This window comes from Polaromonas sp. YR568, from assembly GCF_943371715.1.
Classification (GTDB): domain Bacteria; phylum Pseudomonadota; class Gammaproteobacteria; order Burkholderiales; family Burkholderiaceae_C; genus Polaromonas.
This window is the reverse complement of record NZ_CALRVW010000037.1, coordinates 1-23721: the sequence shown is the minus strand read 5'-3', so window position 1 is coordinate 23721 and position 23721 is coordinate 1. Positions and strand designations below refer to the sequence as shown.

General features: G+C 64.5%; 20 protein-coding genes. 7 read left to right on the top strand and 13 right to left on the bottom strand.

The annotated features are described in order from the left end of the window. Positions 1-50: 50 nt before the first annotated feature. The 13 genes from AAG813_RS18660 to AAG813_RS18600 form a co-directional block, all read right to left on the bottom strand. A complete protein-coding gene (locus AAG813_RS18660) occupies positions 51-860 on the bottom strand; it encodes a thioesterase family protein (RefSeq protein ID WP_341917479.1) in 810 nt (269 codons plus the stop codon). A gap of 27 nt (positions 861-887) precedes the next feature. Further along, a complete protein-coding gene (locus AAG813_RS18655; RefSeq protein ID WP_341917478.1) occupies positions 888-1784 on the bottom strand; it encodes an alpha/beta fold hydrolase in 897 nt (298 codons plus the stop codon). Between the two features lie 181 nt (positions 1785-1965). Next, positions 1966-3165 (bottom strand): acetyl-CoA C-acyltransferase, encoded by a 1200-nt coding sequence (locus AAG813_RS18650; protein WP_341917477.1) that lies wholly within the window; start codon positions 3163-3165, stop codon positions 1966-1968. A 42-nt stretch (positions 3166-3207) separates the two neighbouring features. Further along, positions 3208-3720 carry a DUF4442 domain-containing protein gene (locus AAG813_RS18645; RefSeq protein ID WP_341917475.1) on the bottom strand — a complete coding sequence of 171 codons (513 nt, stop codon included), beginning with the start codon at positions 3718-3720 and terminating at the stop codon, positions 3208-3210. Positions 3721-3862: 142 nt separating this feature from the next. Beyond that, positions 3863-6271 (bottom strand): 3-hydroxyacyl-CoA dehydrogenase NAD-binding domain-containing protein, encoded by a 2409-nt coding sequence (locus AAG813_RS18640; protein WP_341917473.1) that lies wholly within the window; start codon positions 6269-6271, stop codon positions 3863-3865. 102 nt (positions 6272-6373) lie between these two features. Continuing rightward, positions 6374-6808 (bottom strand): DUF2147 domain-containing protein, encoded by a 435-nt coding sequence (locus AAG813_RS18635; RefSeq protein ID WP_341917471.1) that lies wholly within the window; start codon positions 6806-6808, stop codon positions 6374-6376. A gap of 44 nt (positions 6809-6852) precedes the next feature. Further along, on the bottom strand, positions 6853-8649 hold the full coding sequence (locus tag AAG813_RS18630; protein ID WP_341917469.1) for an acyl-CoA dehydrogenase C-terminal domain-containing protein: 1797 nt from the start codon (positions 8647-8649) through the stop codon (positions 6853-6855). A gap of 25 nt (positions 8650-8674) precedes the next feature. Beyond that, the gene (locus tag AAG813_RS18625) at positions 8675-9439 is read right to left on the bottom strand and encodes a TetR/AcrR family transcriptional regulator (RefSeq protein ID WP_341917467.1); all 765 of its coding nucleotides are present in this window, start codon (positions 9437-9439) and stop codon (positions 8675-8677) included. A gap of 107 nt (positions 9440-9546) precedes the next feature. Next, positions 9547-11934, bottom strand: a complete 2388-nt coding sequence (locus AAG813_RS18620; protein ID WP_341917465.1) for a PAS domain-containing protein — start codon at positions 11932-11934, stop codon at positions 9547-9549. 79 nt (positions 11935-12013) lie between these two features. Further along, positions 12014-12862 carry a fumarylacetoacetate hydrolase family protein gene (locus tag AAG813_RS18615; RefSeq protein ID WP_341917463.1) on the bottom strand — a complete coding sequence of 283 codons (849 nt, stop codon included), beginning with the start codon at positions 12860-12862 and terminating at the stop codon, positions 12014-12016. 211 nt (positions 12863-13073) lie between these two features. Beyond that, positions 13074-13820: an SDR family NAD(P)-dependent oxidoreductase gene (locus tag AAG813_RS18610; protein WP_341917462.1), complete on the bottom strand. Its 747-nt coding sequence runs from the start codon at positions 13818-13820 to the stop codon at positions 13074-13076. Then, entirely contained in the window at positions 13817-14560 is a 744-nt protein-coding gene (locus AAG813_RS18605; RefSeq protein WP_341917460.1) for an SDR family oxidoreductase, read from the bottom strand. The genes AAG813_RS18610 and AAG813_RS18605 overlap by 4 nt, the downstream gene beginning before the upstream one ends. Positions 14561-14590: 30 nt before the next feature. Beyond that, the gene (locus tag AAG813_RS18600; RefSeq protein WP_341917458.1) at positions 14591-15706 is read right to left on the bottom strand and encodes a mandelate racemase/muconate lactonizing enzyme family protein; all 1116 of its coding nucleotides are present in this window, start codon (positions 15704-15706) and stop codon (positions 14591-14593) included. A gap of 143 nt (positions 15707-15849) precedes the next feature. Here AAG813_RS18600 and AAG813_RS18595 point away from each other — a divergent pair, with 143 nt between their 5' ends. The 7 genes from AAG813_RS18595 (at position 15850) to AAG813_RS18565 (ending at position 23576) form a co-directional block, all read left to right on the top strand. After that, positions 15850-16569: a FadR/GntR family transcriptional regulator gene (locus AAG813_RS18595; RefSeq protein WP_341917457.1), complete on the top strand. Its 720-nt coding sequence runs from the start codon at positions 15850-15852 to the stop codon at positions 16567-16569. Between the two features lie 56 nt (positions 16570-16625). Then, a complete protein-coding gene (locus tag AAG813_RS18590) occupies positions 16626-17612 on the top strand; it encodes a sialic acid TRAP transporter substrate-binding protein SiaP (protein WP_341917455.1) in 987 nt (328 codons plus the stop codon). A gap of 82 nt (positions 17613-17694) precedes the next feature. Next, positions 17695-18264, top strand: coding sequence for a TRAP transporter small permease (locus AAG813_RS18585; RefSeq protein WP_341917454.1), 570 nt, complete (start codon positions 17695-17697; stop codon positions 18262-18264). Between the two features lie 12 nt (positions 18265-18276). Next, positions 18277-19671 carry a TRAP transporter large permease gene (locus tag AAG813_RS18580; RefSeq protein ID WP_341917453.1) on the top strand — a complete coding sequence of 465 codons (1395 nt, stop codon included), beginning with the start codon at positions 18277-18279 and terminating at the stop codon, positions 19669-19671. A 24-nt stretch (positions 19672-19695) separates the two neighbouring features. Then, positions 19696-21222 (top strand): altronate dehydratase family protein, encoded by a 1527-nt coding sequence (locus tag AAG813_RS18575; RefSeq protein ID WP_341917451.1) that lies wholly within the window; start codon positions 19696-19698, stop codon positions 21220-21222. A 16-nt stretch (positions 21223-21238) separates the two neighbouring features. Next, a complete protein-coding gene (locus AAG813_RS18570) occupies positions 21239-22303 on the top strand; it encodes a malate/lactate/ureidoglycolate dehydrogenase (RefSeq protein ID WP_341917449.1) in 1065 nt (354 codons plus the stop codon). Between the two features lie 85 nt (positions 22304-22388). Continuing rightward, the gene (locus AAG813_RS18565) at positions 22389-23576 is read left to right on the top strand and encodes a mannitol dehydrogenase family protein (protein WP_341917447.1); all 1188 of its coding nucleotides are present in this window, start codon (positions 22389-22391) and stop codon (positions 23574-23576) included. Positions 23577-23721: the final 145 nt, after the last annotated feature.

The window sequence follows — 23721 nt, the reverse complement described above, 5'->3', positions numbered from 1 at the left end:
CCCCCTCGGGGGGCAGCGACGACACGACAGTGCGGAGCGTGGGGGCCACGTTATTCCTTGTAATAAACGACCTGGTGGGTGGTCACCAGCAATTGCCCGGCTTCATTCCACAACTGCGCCGTCTGGTCGAAATAACCGCTCCGAAAGGCCTGGGCCTGCGTCTGCCCCAGCAGGTAGCCGCTACCGGTGGCCTGCAGCAGGGCTGTATCGGCATGGTAATACACCGTCATCGACACCGTGCCGACCGGCACCAGCAGCGGCCGGCGACGCCAGACGCGCGGATAAAACACATCCGACAGCGCCGTCAGCGAGGCAAAATCCAGCGGCCGGGGCGGGTCATCGCGCAACCACAGCAGGGTGCGGCTCGCGCCCTGGTCGGCCCCGTGCCAGTCGACAGGGATCGCGCCTTCCACAAAACGCATTTCATACCGCTTGACCCATTCGACCCGGGTCGGGCCGCCGGCCCGGGCGACATCGGCCGGGACCGCGACCGCCGGCATGGTGTGTTCGTCGGCGCCCCAGGTGTCGCGCCGCAAGCCGAAAAAGGCGGTGGCGGTCAACACCGTCTCGCCGTTTTGTTGCATCTCGATCACCCAGTGCTGGGTCGAGCGGTTGGTGCGCGCGGGGCGTGCACTCACGCTGAACGGACCGTCGGCCAGCGCGGCGGCGAAGTTGACGGTCAGCGAAATCGGATCGCCCAGGCGCTGCGGATGCTGCAGCACCGCGTTCAGGGCTTGCGCCGCGGTGACACCACCGAAGGGCCCGACCATGTTGGCATAGGCCGCGCTGGTGTGACCGAGAAATGTCCCGTCGGCCTGCGCCTGCAGGGCCACCGCGGTATCAAAAGGATGAAAACTCATGGTCGGAGTATGCCGCCGCCGTCGGTCTCAGGCAGTCGTGCCGGGGACGCCAGCCACCGGGCGGGCCAGGCGCATGCGCTCCAGAATCTGTACCGTGTGCGGCCACAGGTTCTGGCTGAACTGCTGCCGAAAAAAGCCGAAATGGCCGATGCGCTTGACGCCCAGGTCAGCGGGCGTGATGCGCTCAAAACTGCGCGAGGCGCCGCTGTACAGGTTGATCAGGTTCTGCGTGCCGCGCCAGGTCATCAATTCATCGTCGGTGATGGACAGCGCCTGCACCGGAAACCTGGCCTGCGCATAGGCCAGGCGCGCGCCTTCGCCTTCGGCACCCACGCTGTAGAGCGGGTTCAGGCACCATTTGCGCCACTGCAGCATCACGCCGGCCGGCAGGTCGCCAACCTTCCTGAGCCTGCGCCCCGGGAAATAGCCGCACAGGCGTGTGGCCAGCGGCACCAGCACGTACCAGAAGTACAGCACCATGCGCTTGAGCTGCGGCGCGTTGTCGCGCCAGTAACCGCTGCCGGCGGCAATGCTGACCAGACCGTCGACCTGGTGCTGGTTTTTCAGGAAACCCGGCAGTTGCGCGCCCAGACTGTGACCCAGCAGGTAAAGCGGCGCGTCCGGCAAGGCGGCCTTGGCCGAGGCCACCACCGCGTCGTAGTCGCTGGCCCAGTCGAACAGGTCGGCCCGGAAGCCACGCAGCGAACCATCCGGCGTACCCGGCAGCGACTCGCCGGAGCCGCGGTAGTCAAAGGTCGTGACTCGGAAGCCCTGACCCGATAACCACTCGGCAAACGGCGCGTAATAGTCCTGCCGCACCCCCATCGCGCCGCCGATGACGACGCTGGCCCGCGCCGGCGTGGCGACCTCGTAGACCCGCAAGGCGAGTTGGGAAGTGCCCGAATCCAGAACCTGCTGTTGCATGTTCGTCTCCAAGAATTGAATGCTCCTGTTGCCCGATCACCCACGACAGCCCTTCTTCCCGGCGTAGCGAGCGGGATGCAGTGCGAGGCGCGGGTGCCCGAAGAAAACCGGAGCGACCTTCAGGGTCGTGAGGATTTTCTTGGGGCTGCAACGACGCAATGCGCCCGCGCAGTAGCCGCCGTCAAACCCGTTCGAAGATGCCTGCGGCGCCTTGCCCCATCCCCACACACATGGTCACCATGCCGTACTTCAGCTGGTGCCGGTGCAGCGCATGGATCACCGTGGCTGCACGGATCGCACCGGTGGCGCCCAGCGGATGGCCAAGCGCAATCGCGCCGCCCATCGGGTTCACTTTCGCCGCGTTCAGGCCCAGCGTGTTGATGACCGCCAGCGACTGCGCGGCAAAGGCTTCATTCAGTTCATACCAGTCGATGTCGTCCTGCTGCAGGCCGGCATAACGCAAGGCCGCGGGAATCGCCTCGATCGGGCCGATGCCCATGATGTGCGGTGGCACGCCCTTGGCGGCGTAGCTGACGAAACGCGCGAGCGGCTTCAGGCCATGTTCCTTGACCGCCTTCTCACTGGCCAGGATCAGCGCACCGGCGCCGTCCGAGGTTTGCGAGCTGTTGCCCGCCGTGACCGAGCCGCGCGCGGCAAACACGGTCTTGAGTTTGGCCAGACCTTCGAGCGAGGTGTCGGGGCGCGGGCCCTCGTCCAGGCTGACGATGCGGGTTTTGCTGATGACTTCCCCGCTCTCCAGGTCCGGTGAGCGGTCGGTGACCTCGACCGGCGTGATTTCGGCCGTGAACTCGCCAGCCTGCTGCGCCTTGATCGCCTTCTGGTGCGACTCGACCGCAAACTGGTCTTGCGCCTCGCGCGACACCTTCCACTGCTGCGCCACCTTCTCGGCGGTCAGGCCCATGCCGTAGGCAATGCCGATGTTCTCGTCGTTGGCAAACATGGCCGGCGACAGCGAAGGCGAGTTGCCCGACATCGGCACCATGCTCATGCTTTCGGTGCCGGCGGCAATCATCACATCGGCCTCACCGACACGGATGCGGTCCGCCGCCATCTGGATGGCAGAGAGGCCCGACGCGCAGAAGCGGTTGACGGTGATGCCGCCGACGCTGGTCGGCAAGCCGGCCAGCACCGCGCCGATACGCGCGATGTTCAGGCCCTGCGGGCCTTCGGGAATCGCGCAGCCGCAAATGAGGTCCTCGATCGCTTTCGGGTCCAGCGTGGGCACCTGCGCAAGCGCAGCGTGCAACGCACGCACCAGCAGCTCATCGGGGCGGGTGTTGCGGAAAAAACCCCGGTGCGAGCGCCCGATGGGCGTGCGCGTGGCGGCAACGATGTAGGCTTCCTGGACTTGTTTGGCCATGATGTTTTCCTTTTTTGATTCTTCAGCTGCAGATTGCGCTGTTTAACTTTTACGCGGGCCGGAGGGAATCCAGGCCCAGACAAATTCACATTCGACCGGATTCACACCGGCCTCGTCAGTCACGGTGACGCTCACCGTCACTTCGCCTTTGTCGCTGGCCTGCATGGCGGCGCGCTGCGCGTCGCTCAAGGTGGCCACGGCGCGCAGTGCGCCGGTGGCGCGCTTTTTGAACGCCATCTTCAGCTCCTTGGCCAGCGGCGTGCAGTCATCGCGCACATTCATGCCAACCACCATGCCGGTCGCGGTTTCCGCCAGCAGGTTCATCGCCGAAGCATGGATGCCACCAATGTGGTTCTGCACCTTCTTCTCGTTCCTGATGCCGATCTCGACCCTGCGGACGGTCATCTCCAGAAAGTCCAGCCCGGCCGTGCCGGTGAAAGGCACGGCGCGGTGCATCACCACGCCACGGAAAAACGTGCGCGCAAACGCCGGCACATCCGACAGCCGATTCAGTTGGCGTTCGAGGCGGTTGGGGTTGTGGTGTGGGGTCGTCATAAAGTTGCGGTTCGTGATTGAGAAAGCGTAGCGAGGAGGCATCAGGCTAGGCGCGGGCGCCCGGAAGCAACCGGAACGTACTTCTGTACGTGAGGATTGGTTCTGGGCTGCAACGACGCATGATGCCTCCGCAGTAGCTTTATCAATTACGAACAGGTTTGCCCGTGCTCATCATTCCCATAATCCGCTCCTGCGTTTTCGGGTGCTCCAGCAGCGAGCAGAAGGCCTTGCGCTCCAGCGTCATCACGTATTCCTCGGTCACCAGCGAGCCGGCATCGACATCGCCGCCGCAGACCACGTTGGCGATCAGGCTGGCAATGTGGAAGTCGTGGGCGCTGATGAAGCCGCCGTCGCGCATGTTGACCAGCTGGCCCTTGATGGTTGCCAGGCCGCTGCGGCCGACCACCGGGAAAGGCCGCTTGTGCGGTGCGCGGTAGCCGGAATTGAATAGCGCGCGAGCCTCGTTCAAGGCGACATACAGCAACTCGTCCTTGTGGGGCACGATCACATCGCTGTCGAGCAGGTAGCCGATCTTGCGGCTCTCGATCGCGCTGGTGCCCACCTTGGCCATGGCCGCGGCGGTGAACCCTTCGGTCAGGAAAGGCAACACGTCCTTGTTGGTCGACGTGGCGGCGTTTTCGGCCGCGCGGCGCGCGATGTAGGTCAGGCCGCCGGCACCGGGCACCAGGCCGACGCCAACCTCGACCAGGCCGATGTAACTTTCCATCGCGGCTACCCGTTTGGCCGAATACACCGCCAGCTCGCAGCCACCGCCCAGCGCCAGACCACGCACGGCCGACACCACGGGCACCGCCGCATAACGCAGCTTGAGCATCACGTTCTGCATCTCGGCCTCGGCGCCTTCCACGGCCGAGACACCGGCCATCATGAAGGCGGGCAGCATGGCCTGCAGGTCGGCACCGGCCGAGAACATCTCGTCGTTGGACCAGATCACCAGGCCCTTGTAACTTTTTTCGGCGAGGTCCACACCCATCGCCAGGCCCTCCACCACATCGGGGCCGATGGCGTGCATTTTGGTCTTGATGCTGGCGATCAGCACATCACCCTGTTCGCCGGCCAGCGTCCACAAACGAATCGCGTCGTCTTCGTGCAGCGTCGTCCCAGCGGCCGTGAAGTCGGGCAACGCCTCGCCCAGCAGCTTTTCAGGGAAATGCTGACGCTCGTAGACGGGAAGCGCGCGGCGCGCCACGAATTTTCCGGCCGAAGCGCTCCAGGAGCCCTGCGCCGTGTGCACGCCCCCCGCTTCGGCCACCGGGCCCTTGAACACCCATTCGGGCAGCGGCGCCTTGCACAGCGCCTTGCCGGCGGCTATGTCTTCCTGGATCATGGTCGCCACGTCCAGCCAGCCGGCTTCCTGCCACAACTCGAACGGGCCCTGCTTCATGCCAAAGCCCCAGCGCATGGCCTGGTCCACATCGCGCGCATTGTCGGCAATGGTGGCGAGGTGCACGGCGGCGTAGTGAAAGCTGTTGCGCAGGATGGCCCAGAGGAACTGGCCCTGCGGGCCTTCGGCGTTGCGCAGCAGGCGCAGGCGCTCGCCGGCCGGCCGCTTGAGCATGCGGGTGTACACCTCGTCGGCTTTCTGGCCGCCGGGCACATACTCTTCGCTGTCCAGTTCGAAGCGCAGCACGTCGCGCCCCACCTTCTTGTAGAAACCGGCCTGGGACTTCTGGCCCAGGTTGCCCAGTTCCAGCAGTTTTTTCAGCACGTCAGGCGTGCCGAAGCTGGGGTAGAACGGATCGCTCTTTTCGTCCAGGTTGTCCTGCAGGGTCTTGATGACATGGGCCATGGTGTCCAGGCCCACCACGTCGGCGGTGCGGAAGGTGCCGCTGCTGGCGCGGCCCAGCTTCCTGCCGGTGAGGTCATCGACCACGTCGTAAGTCAGGCCGAAGTTCTCGACTTCCTTCATGGTCGCCAGCATGCCGGCGATGCCGACGCGGTTGGCCACGAAGTTGGGCGTGTCGTGGGCGCGGATCACGCCCTTGCCCAGGCCGCTGGTCACAAAGGCTTCGAGGTCGTCGAGCACCCGGGCATCGGTGGTCGGCGTGTTGATCAGCTCGACCAGCGTCATGTAACGCGGCGGGTTGAAGAAGTGGATGCCGCAAAAACGCGGCTTGATCGATTCCGGAAGGGCTTCGCTGAGTTTGGTGATCGACAGGCCCGAGGTGTTGCTCGCGACGATGGCGCCTTCCGCGATGAAGGGCGCGATCTTGTGGTACAGGTCGGTCTTCCAGTCCATGCGTTCGGCAATCGCCTCGATGATCAGGTCGCACTCCTTGAGAACCTCCATGTGTTCCTCGTAGTTGGCCTGCTGGATCAGGGCCGCGTCTTCCGGCACGCCCAGCGGTGCGGGCTTGAGCTTTTTCAGGCCCTCGATCGCGCGGCTGACGATGCCGTTTTTCGGTCCCTCTTTGGCGGGCAGGTCAAACAGCACCACCGGCACCTTGAGGTTGACCAGATGGGCGGCGATCTGCGCGCCCATCACGCCGGCGCCGAGCACGGCGACTTTTTTGACTTGGAAGCGGGACATGATTTCTCTTTCTTTTCTATTCCGTTCGTGCTGAGCTGGTCGAAGCCATGGGCGATTTCGAGAAACCCCTTCGACAGGCTCAGGGAGAACGGATGTTGATGGTTACGGAATACGGACCCAGGTCTGGGTTCGCCCGAAGGGACCGAACGAGCCCCGGACTTCAAGTTTTTTGCCGCCTTCGACGGGCGTCAGGCGCAGCGTGTAGTTGCGGCCGTTTTCGGGGTCCAGGATCTTGCCGCCCTCCCACACCTCTTTGCCTTCGGCCTTTTTGGCGCCGCGGATGATCTCCAGGCCCAGAATGGGTTTGTCCTTGCGGTCATCGCTGCACTTGTCGCAGACGTCGTCAGGCTTGACGTCCTTGCCCAGGCGCGTGGCGATCATGCCGCTGAGCACACCGGCACTCTCGGCAATCCGGATCTCGGCTTTCGCCTCCCCGGTCTTGTCGTCCACATTGCGCCACAGGCCGACAGGCGTCATCTGGGCCAGGGCCGGCAAGGAGATTGCTACCAAAAAAATAGCTGTCAGCGCACGGTACATAAGGGCTCCAGGGCTAAAAAGCATGTGAAACAAGCGCCCACCGATCAGGCCAGCGCGGCGTCCGTGTCCATCAGCGCCTTGCTGCCGCTACGCGCGGTGCGCATCAGCGTCGCGGTCTCGGGGAACAGCTTGGCGAAGTAGAAGCGCGCCGTCTGCACCTTGGCCAGGTAGAAGGGGTCGGCGTTGCCGGCGGCGATTTCGCGCAGCGCGGTTTGCGCCATGCGCGCCCAGAAGTAGCCAAACACCAGGTGGCCGGCCACGCGCAGGTAGTCCACCGCTGCGGCGCCCACTTCGTCAGGGTTCTGGAAACCCTTGAAACCCAGCTCGGTCGTGAACTTGGTCATCTGGTCGGCCAGGTAGGCCAGCGGATTGATGAACTCGGCCATCTTCTCGTTGACGCCTTCCTCGGCAATCAGGGCGCCGATGATCTTGCCGAACTTCTTCAGCGTGGCGCCGTTGTTGCCGAGCACCTTGCGGCCCAGCAGATCCAGCGACTGGATGGTGTTGGTGCCTTCGTAAATCATGTTGATGCGGTTGTCGCGCACGAACTGCTCCATGCCCCATTCCTTGATGAAGCCGTGGCCGCCGAAGACCTGCATGCAGGCGTTGGTGGCGATGTGGCCGTTGTCGGTCAGGAAGGCCTTCACGATGGGCGTGAGCAGCGCGACGATTTCGCCGGCGTCCTTGCGCACCTTCTCGTCGGGGTGATGCAGTTCCTTGTCGAGCAGCATGGTGCAGTAGATCGCCAGCGCACGGCCGCCTTCGGCATAGGCCTTGGCGGTCAGCAGCATCTTGCGCACATCGGGGTGCACGATGATGGGGTCGGCCGGCTTGTCCTTGGCTTTCACGCCCGACAGCGAACGCATCTGGATGCGGTCCTTGGCGTAGGCCAGCGCGTTCTGGTAGGCCACTTCGGTCAGGCCCAGCGACTGGTTGCCGACGCCCAGGCGGGCGGCGTTCATCATGACGAACATGGCGGCCAGGCCCTTGTTGGGCGCGCCCACCATGGTGCCGACGGCGCCCTCGAGCACGATTTGCGCGGTGGCGTTGCCGTGGATGCCCATCTTGTGCTCCAGGCTGCCGCAGTAGATGCCGTTGCGCGCGCCGATGGTGCCGTCTTCCCCAACATTGAATTTCGGCACCAGGAACAGGCTGATGCCCTTGCTGCCCTGCGGTGCATCGGGCAGGCGGGCCAGCACCAGGTGCAGGATGTTGGACGTCATGTCATGCTCGCCGGCGCTGATGAAAATCTTGTTGCCGGTGAGTTTGTAGGTGCCGTCCGCCTGAGGCTCGGCTTTCGTGCGCAGCAGGCCCAGGTCGGTGCCGCAATGCGGCTCGGTCAGGCACATGGTGCCGGTCCACTCGCCGCTGACGAGTTTTGGCAGGTAGAGTTTTTTCTGCGCGTCCGTGCCGTGGGCATGCAGGGCTTCATAGGCGCCGTGCGACAGGCCGGGGTACATGGTCCAGGCCTGGTTGGCGGAGTTCAGCATTTCATAGACGCACTGGTTCACGACAAACGGCAGGCCCTGTCCGCCGTATTCGGGGTCGCAGGACAACGCTGCCCAGCCGCCTTCGACATACTTGGCATAGGCTTCCTTGAAACCCTTGGGCGGCGTCACCTCGTGGGTGGCCTGGTCCAGCTTGCAGCCTTCCGTGTCGCCGCTGATGTTCAGCGGAAAGGTCACTTCCGCGGCAAACTTGCCGGCTTCCTCGAGCACGGCATTGATGGTGTCCGCGTCCACATCGGCGTGTTTCGGCAAGGCCTTGAACTCGTCGGTGACCTTGAGCACTTCGTGCATGACGAACTGCATGTCGCGCAGTGGCGGGTTGTATTGAGGCATGGAAAGGTCCTTTGATGGGAAGGGATTAAACGGAAGAGGAGGAAGAAGCGGAAGTGTCAGGCACCGGCAGATTGCCGCCGCCCGTCAGGGATGCAGAAGTGATGGGGGACGCCAGCGCGCCGGCGGCGTCGCTGCCGTAACGCGCCAGGATGCTCTGGAAGGCGCGCAAGGTGCGGTCGATGGACCCGGGCGTCTTGAGGAATCGGGCTTCGTAATGCAGGGCCAGGATCAGGCCGTGGATCTCGAAGGCGATCTGGCGCTCGTCGGCCTCCGCACGCAGATGGCCGGCCTCCTTGGCCAGCACCACCGCGCGGTACATGGCCGCCAGCCAGGTCTGTACCGAGGTGGCCAGCGCGTCGCGCACCGGGCCGGGCCGGTCGTCAAACTCGACGGCACCGCTGATGAAGATGCAGCCCGACTGCAGCTCGACCGCGACGCGTTTCATCCAGTTGCCGAACAGGGCCTGCACACGCGGCAGGCCCTTGGGCTCTTTCAGCGCGGGGTAAAAAACCTCTTCCTCAAAACGCGCGAAATACTCGCGGATGACCGAGATCTGCAATTCTTCGCGGGAGCCGAAATGGGCAAACACGCCCGACTTGCTCATGTGCATGACTTCGGCCAGGGCGCCAATGCTCAGGCCCTCCAGGCCGATCTGCGTGGCCAGTCCGAGCGCGGCATCCACGATGGCCGCCTTGGTCTGCTGGCCTTTTTGCATGCCGGCATGCGCCGCGCGACCACCTTCCCGGTGACCCGGGCGGGCTGTCTTGACAGGAAGTTCGGTAACAGACATGGACGCCAGACAAAAAAGAACGACCGTTCTATTTTGCCGCAAAAGCTGCGCCGTTCAACGCAACGGCCCCGAAATACTGATTTATAGGGTTGAGGCCCTAGGCCTGATCAGGGTAAACCCGAAGCAACCTCGGACTCCGCAACCGGGAATTCCGCAATCCAGTCAGAAAGCTGCTGCGGATCGAAGGGCTTGGTCAGGTGCCGGTTGAAACCTGCCGCCAGGGCCTTTTGCTGGTCATCCGCCTGGCCCCATCCGGTCGCTGCGATCAGCAGCGGTCGGTCGCCCCAAGGCTGGGCGCGCACCAGCCGCGCGACTTCGTACCCATTGAGGCCGGGCATGCCGATATCGAGCACCAGCACATCAGGCCGCAAACGTTTCGCCAGCTCGGCCGCCTCCAGTCCGTCGTGGGCCGTGTGCACAAGGTAACCGTCCATGCGCAGCAGTTCCGCCAGCACATGGACCGCGTCGCGGTTGTCGTCGGCGAGCAACACGGTCCGGGCCTGCGGCTGGCGCGGGGCTGACAGGGCCGCAGCCGGGCTGGCGACGACCGCTTGCCGGTCGGCGGAATATGGGAGTTTGACGACAAAACGGCTGCCGCGGCCCGGGCCGTCGCTGAACGCCGACACCGTGCCACCGTGCAGTTCCACCAGCCCCTTGGCCAGCGCCAGCCCGATGCCCAGTCCGCCTTCCGAGCGGTCCAGCGCCGATTGCTCCTGGGCGAACATGGTGAAGATGTTTTCAATGGCCGCCTGACTCAGGCCAATGCCGCTGTCCGACACCGCAAAACTCAGCCAGTCGCCCTGAACCTGCACGTCGAACCCGATCCGCCCGCCCGCATCGGTGTATTTGACAGCGTTGTTCAGCAGGTTGGACAACACCTGCGCCAGCCTGAGCGGATCAGCCACCAGTTGCAGGCCGTCGCCGCCGAGCGTGGCCACCAGCGTGTGCCGCTTGGCCTGCGCCAGGGGACGTACCGTTTCCAGGACGGACTCCACCAGATCATCAACCGCCAGCGGCACTTTCTTCAGCACCACCCGGCGCTGGGTGATGCGGGCGACGTCGATCAGGTCGTCCAGCAGGCGGGCCATGTGGCCGACCTGGCGCCCGATCACGGCCACCGCATGTTCCCGCGCCGCCGGCTGGGAAGCTGGCGCGCTGAGCAACTGCACGGCAGCGCGAATCGGCGCCAGCGGGTTGCGCAGCTCATGCGCCAGCGTCGCCAGGAACTCGTCTTTCTGCCGGTCCGCATCACGCAGGGCCTGGTGGTTTTTCTTCGCATCCTCGATGTCGGTGGTGGTGCCGAACCAGCGCAGCACGCGACCGGTGGCATCAAGCTGCGGTACCGCCCGGGTCAAAAACCAGCGGTAAACCCCGTCATGGCGGCGCAAGCGGTACTCGACCTGCCATTCGGTGCCCTGCTCAAGCGCGGCCACAAAAGCCCGCCCCGGCGCGTCGCGATCCTCGGGGTGGAGCGCGCCCGTCCAGCCCTGGCCGAGCGCAGCCTCGGCGCTCTGACCCGTGTAAACCGACCACTGGGAATTGAAACGCTCCAGGCCACCGTCTGCATCGGCGATCCACGCCATCGCGGGAATGCTGTTGGAAAACACCAGCAGGGCCTCCTGCGCACGCTGCAGTTCGGTCACGTCATGGCCGTGCACAAAAACACCCTCGATCTGCCCGCTCGGCCCCCTGCGTGGCTGGTAGACAAAATCGAGGTAGGCCTCGGTGAGGGGTGTCTCAGGTCCGCTTTGGATCATCAGCCGCACCGAGCGGCCAACATAAGGCTCGCCGGTGGCCAACACCTTGTCGAGCAAGGCCACAAAGCCCTGCTCCACCACTTCAGGCAGCGCCTCGGCCACCGGTTTGCCGATGACATCGCGAAACCCAATCATTTGCAGATAGGCCTGGTTGGCGATCTCGAAGACATGGTCCGGCCCGCGCGTCACAGCAACAAAGCCGGGCGCCTGGCTGAACAGCGCCTGCAACCGCTCCTGCTCGGCGCGCTGATGCCGTTCGGCCAGCACCATGGCCGTGGTTTCGGTGCAGCTGCAGTAAAAGCCGGCAATGGCGCCGCTCTCGTCCAGCACAGGCGAATAGGAAAAGGTGAACCAGGTGTCTTCGTCGTAGCCATGTCGGCGCACGCGAAGCGCCAGGCTTTCTACAAAAAAGGCCTCCCCGCCCAACGCGCGCTGCACCAGTGGCACAAGCTCGGCCTTAAGTTCATGCCAGACCTCGTAAAACGGCCGACCCAGCGCCTGCGGATGTTTGGCGCCCAGCACCTCGGCATAGGCGTCGTTGTAGAGCATTGACAGGGTCGGCCCCCAGGCCACAAACATCGGAAAGGCCGAGCCCAGCATCAGATTGACCACGGAGCGCAGGGACTGCGGCCACAGCCCCGGCGCGCCCAGGGGTGAGTCCGCCCAGTCCTGCTCGCGCATCTGCCGGGCAACGCCGGTATCTCCGGCCAAAAAAGCAAGCGGGGGGTGGGCACTCATGGATTGAGTGTAGCCCCCGGGGTTGCTGAGCGCAGGCCGTGCATTCAGGCCATTGCAGCGGCCGGCACCTGAACCAGCGTCACAGCTTGAACGGAACCACCACCTGGCGCTGCTCGCCCAGGCCTTCGATGCCCAGAGTCATGACGTCGCCCTTTTTCAGGAACAAGGGCGGCTTCATGCCCATGCCCACGCCGGGCGGCGTGCCGGTGGTGATCACGTCGCCGGGCATCAGCGTCATGAACTGGCTGACATAACTGATGATTTTGGCCACGCTGAAAATCATGGTTTTCGTGCTGCCGGTCTGCGCCCGCTGCCCGTTGAGGTCCAGCCACATCGCCAGCTTCTGCGGGTTCGGCACATCGTCGCGCGTGACCAGCCAGGGGCCGATCGGACCGAAGGTGTCGCAGCCCTTGCCCTTGTCCCAGGTGCCGCCGCGCTCGATCTGGTACTCGCGCTCGCTGACGTCGTTGATGGTGCAGTAGCCGGCCACAAAATTGAGCGCGTCCTTCTGCGAGACATAACGCGCGCGGGTGCCGATCACCACGCCGAGCTCGACCTCCCAGTCGGACTTGACCGAGCCCTTGGGCAACATGACCGGGTCGTTGGCCCCCTGGATGCAGGTGGTGGCCTTCATGAACACGATGGGCTCTTTCGGAATCGGCAGGCCCGACTCGGCCGCGTGGTCGGCATAGTTCAGGCCGATGGCGATGAACTTGCCTACACCGGCGACCGGACTGCCCAGACGCGGCTTGCCTTTGACGAGCGGCAGGTTCGCCGTCTTGAGCTTGCGCAGTTTGGCCAGTGCGGCATCACCGAGCTGGTCAGGGCCGATGTCCTTGATCACGCCGCTGAGGTCGCGCAGTTTGCCTTCGGCATCGATGAGTCCTGGCTTTTCCTTGCCGGGGTTGCCGTAACGAACGAGTTTCATGGTTTTCCTTTTTTAGCTACACAAAAACAGGGGAAGAATGGGGCGTCCAGCAATTCGATTGTCGGGATGCAGGGCGAGGCGCGTGTCGCATCGCTCTTCCGATCTCATGCGAGGGTCGCGCAGGAACCGGAATGCACTTTGGGTGCATGAGGATTCCGAGCACCGCGCAACGCTGCCATGCGCCCGAGAATAGGATTGATGGATGTCCCCATCAGTAAGTGGAGCGGCCGCCCGAAAGATCAAACACCGCGCCGGTCGAAAAAGAACACTCTTCGGTGCACAGCCAGCCGACCATGGCCGCCACCTCGTCCGGCGTGCCGAAGCGGCCTATCGGTATTTTCGACAGCATGAAGGCAATGTGCTCCGGCGACATCTGGTCAAAAATGGCGGTCTTCACGGCCGCCGGCGTGACGCAGTTGACACGCACGCCGGTATCGGCGAGTTCCTTGCCCAGCGACTTGGTCAGCGCGATCACCGCCGCCTTGCTGGCACTGTAGGCGCTGGCATTCGGGTTGCCGTCCTTGCCGGCCACCGAGGCGATGTTGACGATGCGGCCGTAGTTGTTGGCCCGCAGATGCGGCGCCCACTCACGGCAGCACAGGAACAGGCCGTTGAGGTTGACGGCCATCACCTGCTCCCAGGCGTCGACCGGGTAATCCCAGAGCTTGACGTTGGGGCCGGTCACGCCGGCGCTGTTGACCAGCGCATCGACCCGTGGTGCGATCAGCAATGTCGCCTGGACCGCCGCGCACACCGAGGCATGCTGCGACACGTCCACCGCCACCGCCGAGGCCCGCGGACCCAGCGCGGCCGCCGCCTGTTTTGCCGCCGCTTCGTCGCGGTCCCACAGCGTGACAGCGCCGCCGGACTGGATCAGCCGCTGCGCAATCGCGTAACCCAGGCCAGTGGCGCCACCGGTGACCACCGCGTGCCGGCCCTGGAAGTCGAGCTGGTTCATATGGTCATGCCACCGTCGATGGAGTAAGACTGACCAGTGATAAAGGCCGACTCATCACTGGCCAAAAACACCACCAGCGGTGCGATTTCGTGGGCCTGTGCGAGTCGACCCATGGGCTGTCGGGCCACAAAATTTTTTCGAGCCTCAGCCGGATCTTCATACACATTGATGCGTTCCTGCAACGACGGCGTATCGACGGTGCCAGGACAAACCGCGTTGCATCGCACACCCTGAGTCACAAAGTCGGCCGCCACACTTTTGCTCAGGCCGATCACCGCCGCCTTGGAGGCACCGTAAATAAAACGATTAGGCACCCCTTTGACACTGACAACGCTGGCCATGTTGATGATGCTGCCGCTGCCCTTGCCGCCGTTGTTGGCGAGCATGCGCGGCAACGCCGCCTGGATGGTCCAGAACTGCGACCGCACATTGAGGTTGAAGGCGAACTCCCACTCCTCGTCGGTGGCCTGCAGGACGGTGCCGGCGTGCACAAACCCCGCGCAGTTGAACAACACGTCAAGTGCGGGCATGTCAGCGATGACTTTGCGGATCGCCGCCTTGTCGAGCACGTCCAACGCCACGGTGTGGATATTGGGCATGCCCGCATAACCGTCCAGCAGCTTCGCATTGACGTCGGTCGCCCAGACCTGCGCGCCTTCTGCCGCCATGGCCAGCGCACTGGCCTTGCCTATGCCCTGCCCGGCGGCCGTGATCAGTGCGGTTTTTCCTTGAAGTCTCATGTGTTTTCCTTGGTTGATTTATTGGTTGGTTTATTGATTCAGGGTGATGTCGGCAAGCTGCCGTTTTTCGATGACAGGCCAGTCCCACGCAATGCCCAGGCCGGGCGTATCGGGCGGGCAGGCATTACCGCCCTCGACCCGGATGCGGCTGGTCGTGATGTCGTCCAGCTGCGGGATGTATTCAACCCAGGCCGCATTGGGAACGGCAGCGCACAGGCTGACATGCAGTTCCATCAGGAAATGCGGACACACGGGCACGCCGAAACCTTCGGCCAGATGGGCCACCTTGATCCAGGGCGTGATACCGCCAATGCGCGCCACGTCGGGCTGGACAATGCTGCAGGCGCCCTGCTCGAGGTATTCGCGGAACTGGCTCAGGTGGTACAGCGACTCACCCACGGCGACCGGGATGGCCGTCTGGGCGCGCAGTTGCCTGTGGCCCGACACGTCTTCAGCCGCCAGGGGTTCCTCCAGCCAGGCCAGGTCCAGCCCCGCAAAGGCGGCCGCACGGCGCAAGGCTTCCGGGCGGTTGAAGCCCTGGTTCGCGTCGACCATGATGTCAAAGCCCGGGCCGACGGCCTCACGCACGGCGGACAGCCGCGCCACGTCCTCACTGACATGCGGCCGGCCCACCTTGATCTTCGCGCCCTGGAAACCCTGGGCCTGGGCCGCCAGCGTCTGCGCCACCAGTTCGTCGGCGCCCAGGTGCAGCCAGCCGCCCTCGGTGGTGTACACCGGGACGCGTGATTGCGCGCCACCGAGCAGTTGCCACAGCGGCAGGTTCTGGCTTCGCGCGCGCCAGTCCCACAAGGCGGTGTCCACGCAGGCCAGCGCCAGGCTGGTGATGGCACCCACGGCGGTGGCATGGGTGTGAAAAAACAGGTCTTTCCAGATCGCCTCGACATGCAGCGGATTGCGACCCAGCAACCGCGGCGCCAGGTGGTCGTGCAGCAAGGCCATGACCGACGAGCCGCCGGTGCCTATGGTGTAGGCGTAACCGGTGCCCTCCACGCCGTCGCTGCAGCGCAGGGTGAGCAGCAAGGTCTCCTGCGTCACAAAAGACTGGATGGCGTCGGTGCGCACGACCTTGGGCGGCAGGTTGACCTGCCGCAGGCGGACGGACTCAATCGTGACGGGCGCGGTCATCGACGGACGCGGACGAAAAACATGACAGGAAACATTACAGGGTTTAGCCGGATGGCCGGAAGGACTGGAATCATGGGATTATCAATTGGTCTTACCACTTGTCCACTTCTGGCTAACCCTTAATCCCTCCCCGTACTGAAAAAATGCCGCTGCAAGCCGTCGAACCGCAACGCCTTTACCGCCAGATCGCCGAGCAGTTGCGCTCGCTGATCAGCAAGGGGGAGTTTGCGGCCGGCACACGCCTGCCGGCAGAACGCGATCTGGCCAAGCAGCTCGGTGTGAGCCGGCCGTCGGTGCGCGAAGCGCTGATTGCCATGGAAGTCGAAGGCTGGGTCGAGGTGCGCACCGGCTCCGGCGTGTATGTGTTGGACCGGTCGATGCGGGCCAACCGTTCCAAGGGGCCGCAGGTCACGCTGACCGAATGGGGGCCCCTGGAGTTGATACGCGCGCGCCGCGTGGTGGAGGGCGAGATCGCCTCGATGGCCGCTCTCCAGGCCAGGCGCAAGGACATTGACGCGATGCGCGCCGCCATTGACACCATGATCACCGATGCCAACCGCGGCGTGTTGCCGCTGGACGGCGACCGGGCCTTCCACAGTGCGATTGTCGAGGCTTGCGGCAATGTGGTGCTGATCGAAACCGTGCAGGGTTTCTGGGACTCCCGCCGCGGCCCGCTGTTCACGCGCCTGACCGGCTACTTCGAGACGATGAAATCATGGCAATCGGCGATTGCCGAACACGAAGCGATCCTGGCCGCCATCTGCGCACACGACGGCCCCGCCGCCCGCACCGCGATGCATGCCCACATGGACAAGTCCCACTCCCGATTCAGCGCGAGCTGGCGCCGCGCGAAGACAAGCTGAAGGAAGCGCCCGGCAACTCCCCTTTTCTTTCCCATTCTTTTAACCGAGGAGACAACATGACAAAACGATTCACTCTTAAAACAATAGCGTGCTGCGCAATCATGGCGGGCACCCTGGGCACATTTGGCATGGCCAATGCGCAGACCAAGCTGAAATGGGCGCACGTCTATGAAACGTCCGAGCCCTACCACAAGTGGTCGGTCTGGGCGGCCGACGAGTTCAAGAAACGCACCAACGGCAAGTACGAGATCCAGGTCTTCCCGGCGTCCAGCCTGGGCAAGGAAAGCGACATCAACCAGGGCCTGCAGCTCGGCACGGTGGACATCATCCTGACCGGCGCGTCCTTCGCGTCCAACTCCTATCCGCGCCTGGCCGTGAGTTACTACCCGTTCACCTTCCGCGACGCCGACCATGTGATCAAGTACGGCAAAAGCGATGTCTTCAGGGAACTGGCCGAGGGCTACAAAAAGGCCACCGGCAACACGGTGACCGCGCTGACCTACTACGGCGCGCGCCACGCCACCAGCAACAAGCTGTTCACCAACTGCGACCAGATGAAGGGCCTGAAGATGCGGGTGCCCGATTCGCCGGCCTACACCGCGCTGCCGCGCGCCTGCGGGGCCAACCCGACACCCATCGCCTTCGCCGAGGTCTACCTGGCGCTGCAAAACGGCACCGTGGATGCGCAGGAAAATCCGCTGCCCACCATCGAAGCCAAGAAGTTCTATGAAGTGCAGAAGAACATCATCCTGACCGGCCACATCGCCGACGCGCTGCTCACGGTGATTTCGCCCAGCACCATGGCCAAGCTGTCGCCGGCCGAGCAGAAGCTGCTTGCCGACATCACGCAGGAAGCCGCCGAAAAGGCCACCAACGACATCCGTAAGCGTGAAGGCGAGCTGGTGGAAGAGTTCAAGAAAAAGGGCAACAACGTGGTGACGGTTGACCGTGCCGACTTCCAGCAGCGCGTGCTCAAGGCTATCACCTTCGAATCCATGAAGCTCGACAAGAAGGACTGGGACCGCATCATCGCCATCAAGTAAACGAAGTCCCCCTCGGGCCGGGCTCGCCGACACATCGGCAGCCCGGCCTTTCGACAAGCTCAGGACGATCGGAACCCAAAAGATGGAAACCATTGACGACATGGCCCCCGTGATGGGGGCGGACGGACAGTTTCACGCGCAGGACGAAGCGGTGGATCTTTCCGACACCAAACTGGAGGCCTGGGTGGCGCTGGGCTTTTTCTGGATCCTGGGCGCAACGGTGTTCTACCAGTTCTTCACCCGCTATGTGCTCAACGACTCCGCGGCCTGGACCGAGGAAATCGCGCGTTACCTGCTGATCGCCGTGGTCTTCACCGGCGCAACCATCGGTGTGGTCAAGAACAACCACATCCAGGTGGACTTCTTCTACAAGTTCATGCCCAGGCCCATGGCACGCGTTATGGCCACGGTTGTGGACGTGCTGCGCGTGGGCTTTTTCGCTGCCGCCGCCGTGCTGACCGTGATGATGATGCTCAAGCTGGGCAGCAATTCGCGCATGACCATGGTCGACCTGCCCATGAACTGGGTCTACGGCGTTTGCCTGCTGGGCTTTGCCGCCATGGCCTTCCGCTCCGTCCAGATTGCGCTGTTCCACCACCGGCGCGGCTATTCCGTCCTTGAACGTCCCGAGTCCTCGATGGACGACAAATAAGACCTCCACACCATGCTCAAAATCATTTTCATGCTGCTCATGAGTGGCGGCATTCCGGTGGCCATCGCCATGGCGGGATCGGCCCTGATCTACATCTGGTGGACGGGCACCCTGCCGGCCTTCGTGGTCATCCACCGCATGGTCAGCGGCATCGACAGCTTTCCCCTGCTGGCGGTTCCGTTTTTCATCCTGGCCGGCAACCTGATGAACAACGCCGGCATCACCAACCGCATCTACAACTATGCGCTGGCGCTGGTCGGCTGGCTCAAGGGCGGTCTGGGCCATGTGAATGTGGTGGGTTCGGTGGTGTTCGCCGGCATGAGCGGCACCGCGATTGCCGATGCCGCCGGCCTGGGCACCATCGAGATCAAGGCCATGACCGACCACGGCTACAGCAAGGAGTTTGCCGTTGGCGTCACCGCAGCATCGGCCACGCTCGGGCCCATCATTCCGCCCAGCCTGCCCTTCGTGATTTACGGGATGATGGCCAACGTCAGTGTCGGTGCGCTGTTTCTGGCCGGCATCCTGCCGGGCATCCTGATGGCCGTGCTGATGATGCTGACGGTGGCTTACTTTGCCCACAAGAACGGCTGGGGCGCCGACATCAAGTTCGAGTGGCCGCGCGTGATCAAGGCGCTGGTCGAAACCCTGGTGGTGGCCGGCTGGCCGCTGGCGCTCTGGCTGCTGATCACCAAGGCGGGCTTCCCCCCGCAGATCACCGTGTTTGCCGGCCTGATCGTGCTGTTTGCTGCCGACAAGTTTTTCAACTTCCAGGCCGTCCTGCCCATCATGACGCCGGTGCTGCTGATAGGCGGCATGACCACCGGCATCTTCACGCCCACCGAAGGCGCCATTGCCGCCTGCCTCTGGGCCATGGTGCTGGGCCTGGCCTGGTACCGCACGCTGAACTGGAAAATGTTCGTCAAGGTCTGCCTGGACACGGTGGAGACCACCGCCACCGTGCTGTTCATCGTGGCGGCAGCCAGCATCTTCGGCTGGATGCTCACCGCCACCGGCGTCACCGCGGCGATTTCCGAGTGGGTGCTTGGTTTCACCAAGGAGCCCTGGGTGTTCCTGCTGCTGGCCAACCTGCTGATGCTGTTTGTTGGCTGCTTTCTCGAACCCACCGCCGCCATCACCATCCTGGTGCCCATTCTTGTGCCGATCTGCCAGCAACTGGGCATCGACCTGGTCCACTTCGGCCTGGTGATGGTGCTCAACCTGATGATTGGCCTGCTGCATCCGCCCATGGGCATGGTGCTGTTTGTTCTGGCACGGGTGGCCAAACTCTCGGTCGAGCGCACCACCATCGCCATCCTGCCCTGGCTGGTGCCCCTGCTCGGCTCGCTGGCCGTCATCACCTATTTTCCGAAACTGGTGCTCTGGCTGCCAAAAATGGTTTACTGAAATCCCCTTCGACCCGAACCCACCATGACCCCTTTTATCCGCCTTCATCCCGCCGACGACGTCCTGATTGCCCGCGCCCAGCTGGTGGGCGGCACCCAGGTCGAAAACATCACCGTCAAGGGCCTGATCCCGCCCGGCCACAAGGTCGCCACACGCGCACTGGCGGCCGGCGAGCCTGTGCGGCGCTACAACCAGATCATCGGTTTTGCCAGCAAGGCGATTGCGCCCGGTGAGCATGTGCACACGCACAACCTCGACATGGGGCCCGACAAGGGCGACTTTGCGCGCGACTATGCGATTGGCGCCGACGTCAAACCCGCGGCCGCACGGCGCGAGGCCAGCTTCATGGGCATCAAGCGGGCCGACGGTCGCGTGGCGACGCGCAACTACATCGGCATCCTGTCCAGCGTCAACTGCTCGGCGACTGCCGCACGCGCCATTGCCGATCATTTTTCGCGGCAGAACAACCCGGCCGCGCTGAAGGACTTTCCCAACGTGGATGGCGTGGTGGCGCTGACGCACGGCACCGGCTGCGGCATGGACACCGAGGGCATGGGCATGCAGATCCTCGAGCGCACGCTGGCCGGCTACGCCACCCATGCCAACTTTGCCGGCGTGCTGGTGGTCGGCCTGGGCTGCGAGGCCAACCAGATCAACGCCTGGCTGGCGCACAGCGCGCTGCGCGAAGGCGACAACTTCCGCGTCTTCAACATCCAGGACACCGGCGGCACGCGCAAGACGGTGGACAAGGGCATCGCCCTGATCAAGGAGATGCTGCCGCGCGCCAATGCGGTGAAACGCGAACCCTGCAGCGCGGCCCACATCACCATCGGCCTGCAGTGCGGTGGCTCCGACGGTTATTCGGGCATCAGCGCGAATCCGGCGCTGGGCGCGGCGGTGGACTTGCTGGTGGCGCATGGCGGCACCGCCATCCTCAGCGAAACCCCTGAAATCTACGGCGCCGAGCACCTGCTGACACGCCGCGCGGTGCGCCCCGACATCGCCGAAAAACTGATCGCCCGCATCAAGTGGTGGGAGCACTACACCGAGATCAACGAAGGCGAGATGAACAACAACCCCTCGCCCGGCAACAAGGCCGGCGGGCTGACCACGATTCTCGAAAAATCGCTGGGCGCCGTGGCCAAGGGTGGTACCAGCAACCTCGAGGCGGTGTACGAATACGCCGAGCCGGTGGGCGCGCACGGCTTTGTCTACATGGACACGCCGGGCTACGACCCGGTCAGTGCCACCGGCCAGGTGGCCGGTGGCGCCAACCTGATCTGCTTCACCACCGGGCGCGGCTCGGCCTATGGCTGCGCGCCCTCGCCTTCGCTCAAGCTCGCCACCAACTCGGCGCTCTGGCAGCGCCAGGAAGAGGACATGGACATCAACTGCGGCGAGATCATCGACGGCGGTGTGTCGGTCCAGGAGATGGGCCAGCGGATTTTCGACATGGTGCTGGCGACCGCCTCGGGCGCGCAGAGCAAAAGCGAACAACACGGCTACGGGCAAAACGAATTTGTGCCCTGGCAGGTCGGCGCCGTGATGTGACTCAGCTACTTTTTATATGTCAAAAACACTCCCAGCCCAATCACTGCAAGCGCAGGTAGCAACTGTTTTAATAGCGGCCGGCAGCACTGCCGAAGAAGCCGCCACTGTCGCGGCCAACCTGGTGCTGGCCAACCTGAGCGGCCACGACTCGCATGGCGTGGGCATGCTGCCGCGTTATGTGGACGCGGTGCTCGAGGGTGGCCTGCATCCCAACACCGGCGTGAAAGTGCTGCTCGACACCGGCTCCCTGCTCACGCTGGACGGCCAGCGCGGCTACGGCCAGATCGTCGGCCAGCAGGCGATGGCGCTGGGCATGGAACGCGCGAAGGCGCACGGCAGCTGCATCATGACGCTGGCCAATGCGCACCACCTGGGGCGCATCGGGCACTTTGCCGAAATGGCCGTGGCCCAGGGGCTGGTGTCGATGCACTTCGTCAACGTGCTGTCGCGCCCGGTGGTGGCGCCGTTCGGCGGCGCGGACGGGCGTTATGGCACCAACCCCTGCTGCATCGGTGTGCCTCTCGCCGGACGCGATCCGTTTGTGCTGGACTTCGCCACCAGCCGCGTGGCACAAGGAAAAATGCGCGTCGCCCACAACGAAGGCCGGCGCGTGGAACCCGGCACGCTGATCGACGAACACGGCCGGCCCACCACCGACCCCGGCGTGGTTGTCGTGCCGCAGAGCAATGGCCTGTTCGGTGCCCTGCTGGCCTTTGGCGAACACAAGGGTTACGGCATGGCCGTGGCCTGCGAACTGCTGGGCGGCGCGCTGACCGGCAGCGGCACCTGGCACAAGCCGACCGACCCGGCCGTGCGCGCGGTGATCAACGGCATGCTGACCATCCTGATCGACCCGGCCAGGCTCGGCACCCAGGCCACGTTTGAGCAGGAGGCGCTGGCGTTTGTCGACTGGCTCCAGGCCGGACCGGTGGCGCCGGGTTTCGACGCGGTGCAGATCGCCGGCGACCCGGAGCGGGCCTACCGTGCACAGCGGCAGGACCAGGGCATCGCGGTTGATGCCCAGACTTGGCAGGAGATTGTGGCCGCGGGCCGCAAGGTCGGGGTGTCGCTGCCCGACTGACACCACCCGGCCGCCGCCACCACCACCACTATGAAATAGATAGCTGCTCGCGCTTATCCGGCGGTAGCTGGAAGCCAAAATGACCATGAAAACCACCGAAGCGGCGACCCGGCTGGGCAGCACCGGCCTGCCGGCCCTGGCCGCGCGCGGCATCCCGGTCCCAACTTATCCGCGCCAGGGCGCGCCCGGCGTCGTGCACCTCGGGCTGGGCGCTTTCCACCGTGCGCACCAGGCGCTGGTTTTTGATGCGCTGCTGCAGCGCGGCGACAGACGCTGGGGTGTGTTCGGCGTGGCCATGCGCAGCACGCAACTGGCCGATGCCTTGAGCGCGCAGGACGGCCTGTACGCGGTTCAGGTGGCCAGCAGCGCCGGCAGCCATTGGCAGATCGGCGGCGCGGTCTGGCAGACCGCCGTGGCCGCGCATGAACCTGCCCGGGTGGTGCAGGCCATCGCCGCGCCGTCCACCCGCTGGGTCACGCTGACCGTCACGGAAAAAGGCTACGGGCCCGCCCTGGCCGAACTGCTGCTGCAGGGCCTGGCCGCGCGCCATGCGACCGGCCTGCCGGGCCTGACCATCGCGTCCTGCGACAACCTAGTGGGCAACGGCCGCCAACTGCAGGCCCTGTGTGTGGACGCCGCGCGGCAGCTGAGCCCCGCGCTGACGGACTGGGTCGAGCGCGCCTGCGCCTTTCCCAACAGCATGGTGGACCGCATCGTCCCCGCGGCCACGCCGCAACGGCTGGCTGCCGCGCGCGACGCCTTGGGGGTGGCCGATGAGGCGGCCCTGGGCACCGAGGCCTTCTGGGAGTGGGTGATCGAGCGGCGTTTTGCCGATCCGGGCGACGCCGCGGTGCTGGCCGCCGCCGGCGTGACCGTGGTCGACGACGTGGCCCCGTTCGAGGACGCCAAGCTGCGCCTGCTCAACGGCAGCCACACCGCCATGGCCTGTTTGGGCGCGGTGGCCGGCTGGCCGGTGATCGGCGAATGCATCACGCAGCCGGCGGTGCGGCGCTTCATCCACGGCCTGATGACGCAGGAAGTCGGCCCGCAACTGGCACGCCCGGACTGGCCGGCTTACCGTGACGCCCTTCTCGCACGGTTTGCCAACCCCGCGCTGCAACACAGCGTGCACCAGATCGCCACCGACTCCTCGCAGAAGATCCCGCAGCGTTGGCCGCCCTCGGTGCTGGGTGCGCTGCGCGCCGGCCTGCCGGTAGACCGCCTGGCGTTTGCGGCTGCAGCCTGGATGCGTTATGTGCGCGGTAGCGAGTAAGCGTCTGCTCTGCACCCTCTTGAGAGTGGGCTAAGTATTGTCCAAGATGGTGCCCACCAAGTAGTAGAAGGTGGGCACCATGTCAGAGCTGGTTGAGGGGTCGAGAGTTGTAAAGATTGGGCCCACGGGCAGGCCCGTGTACGCA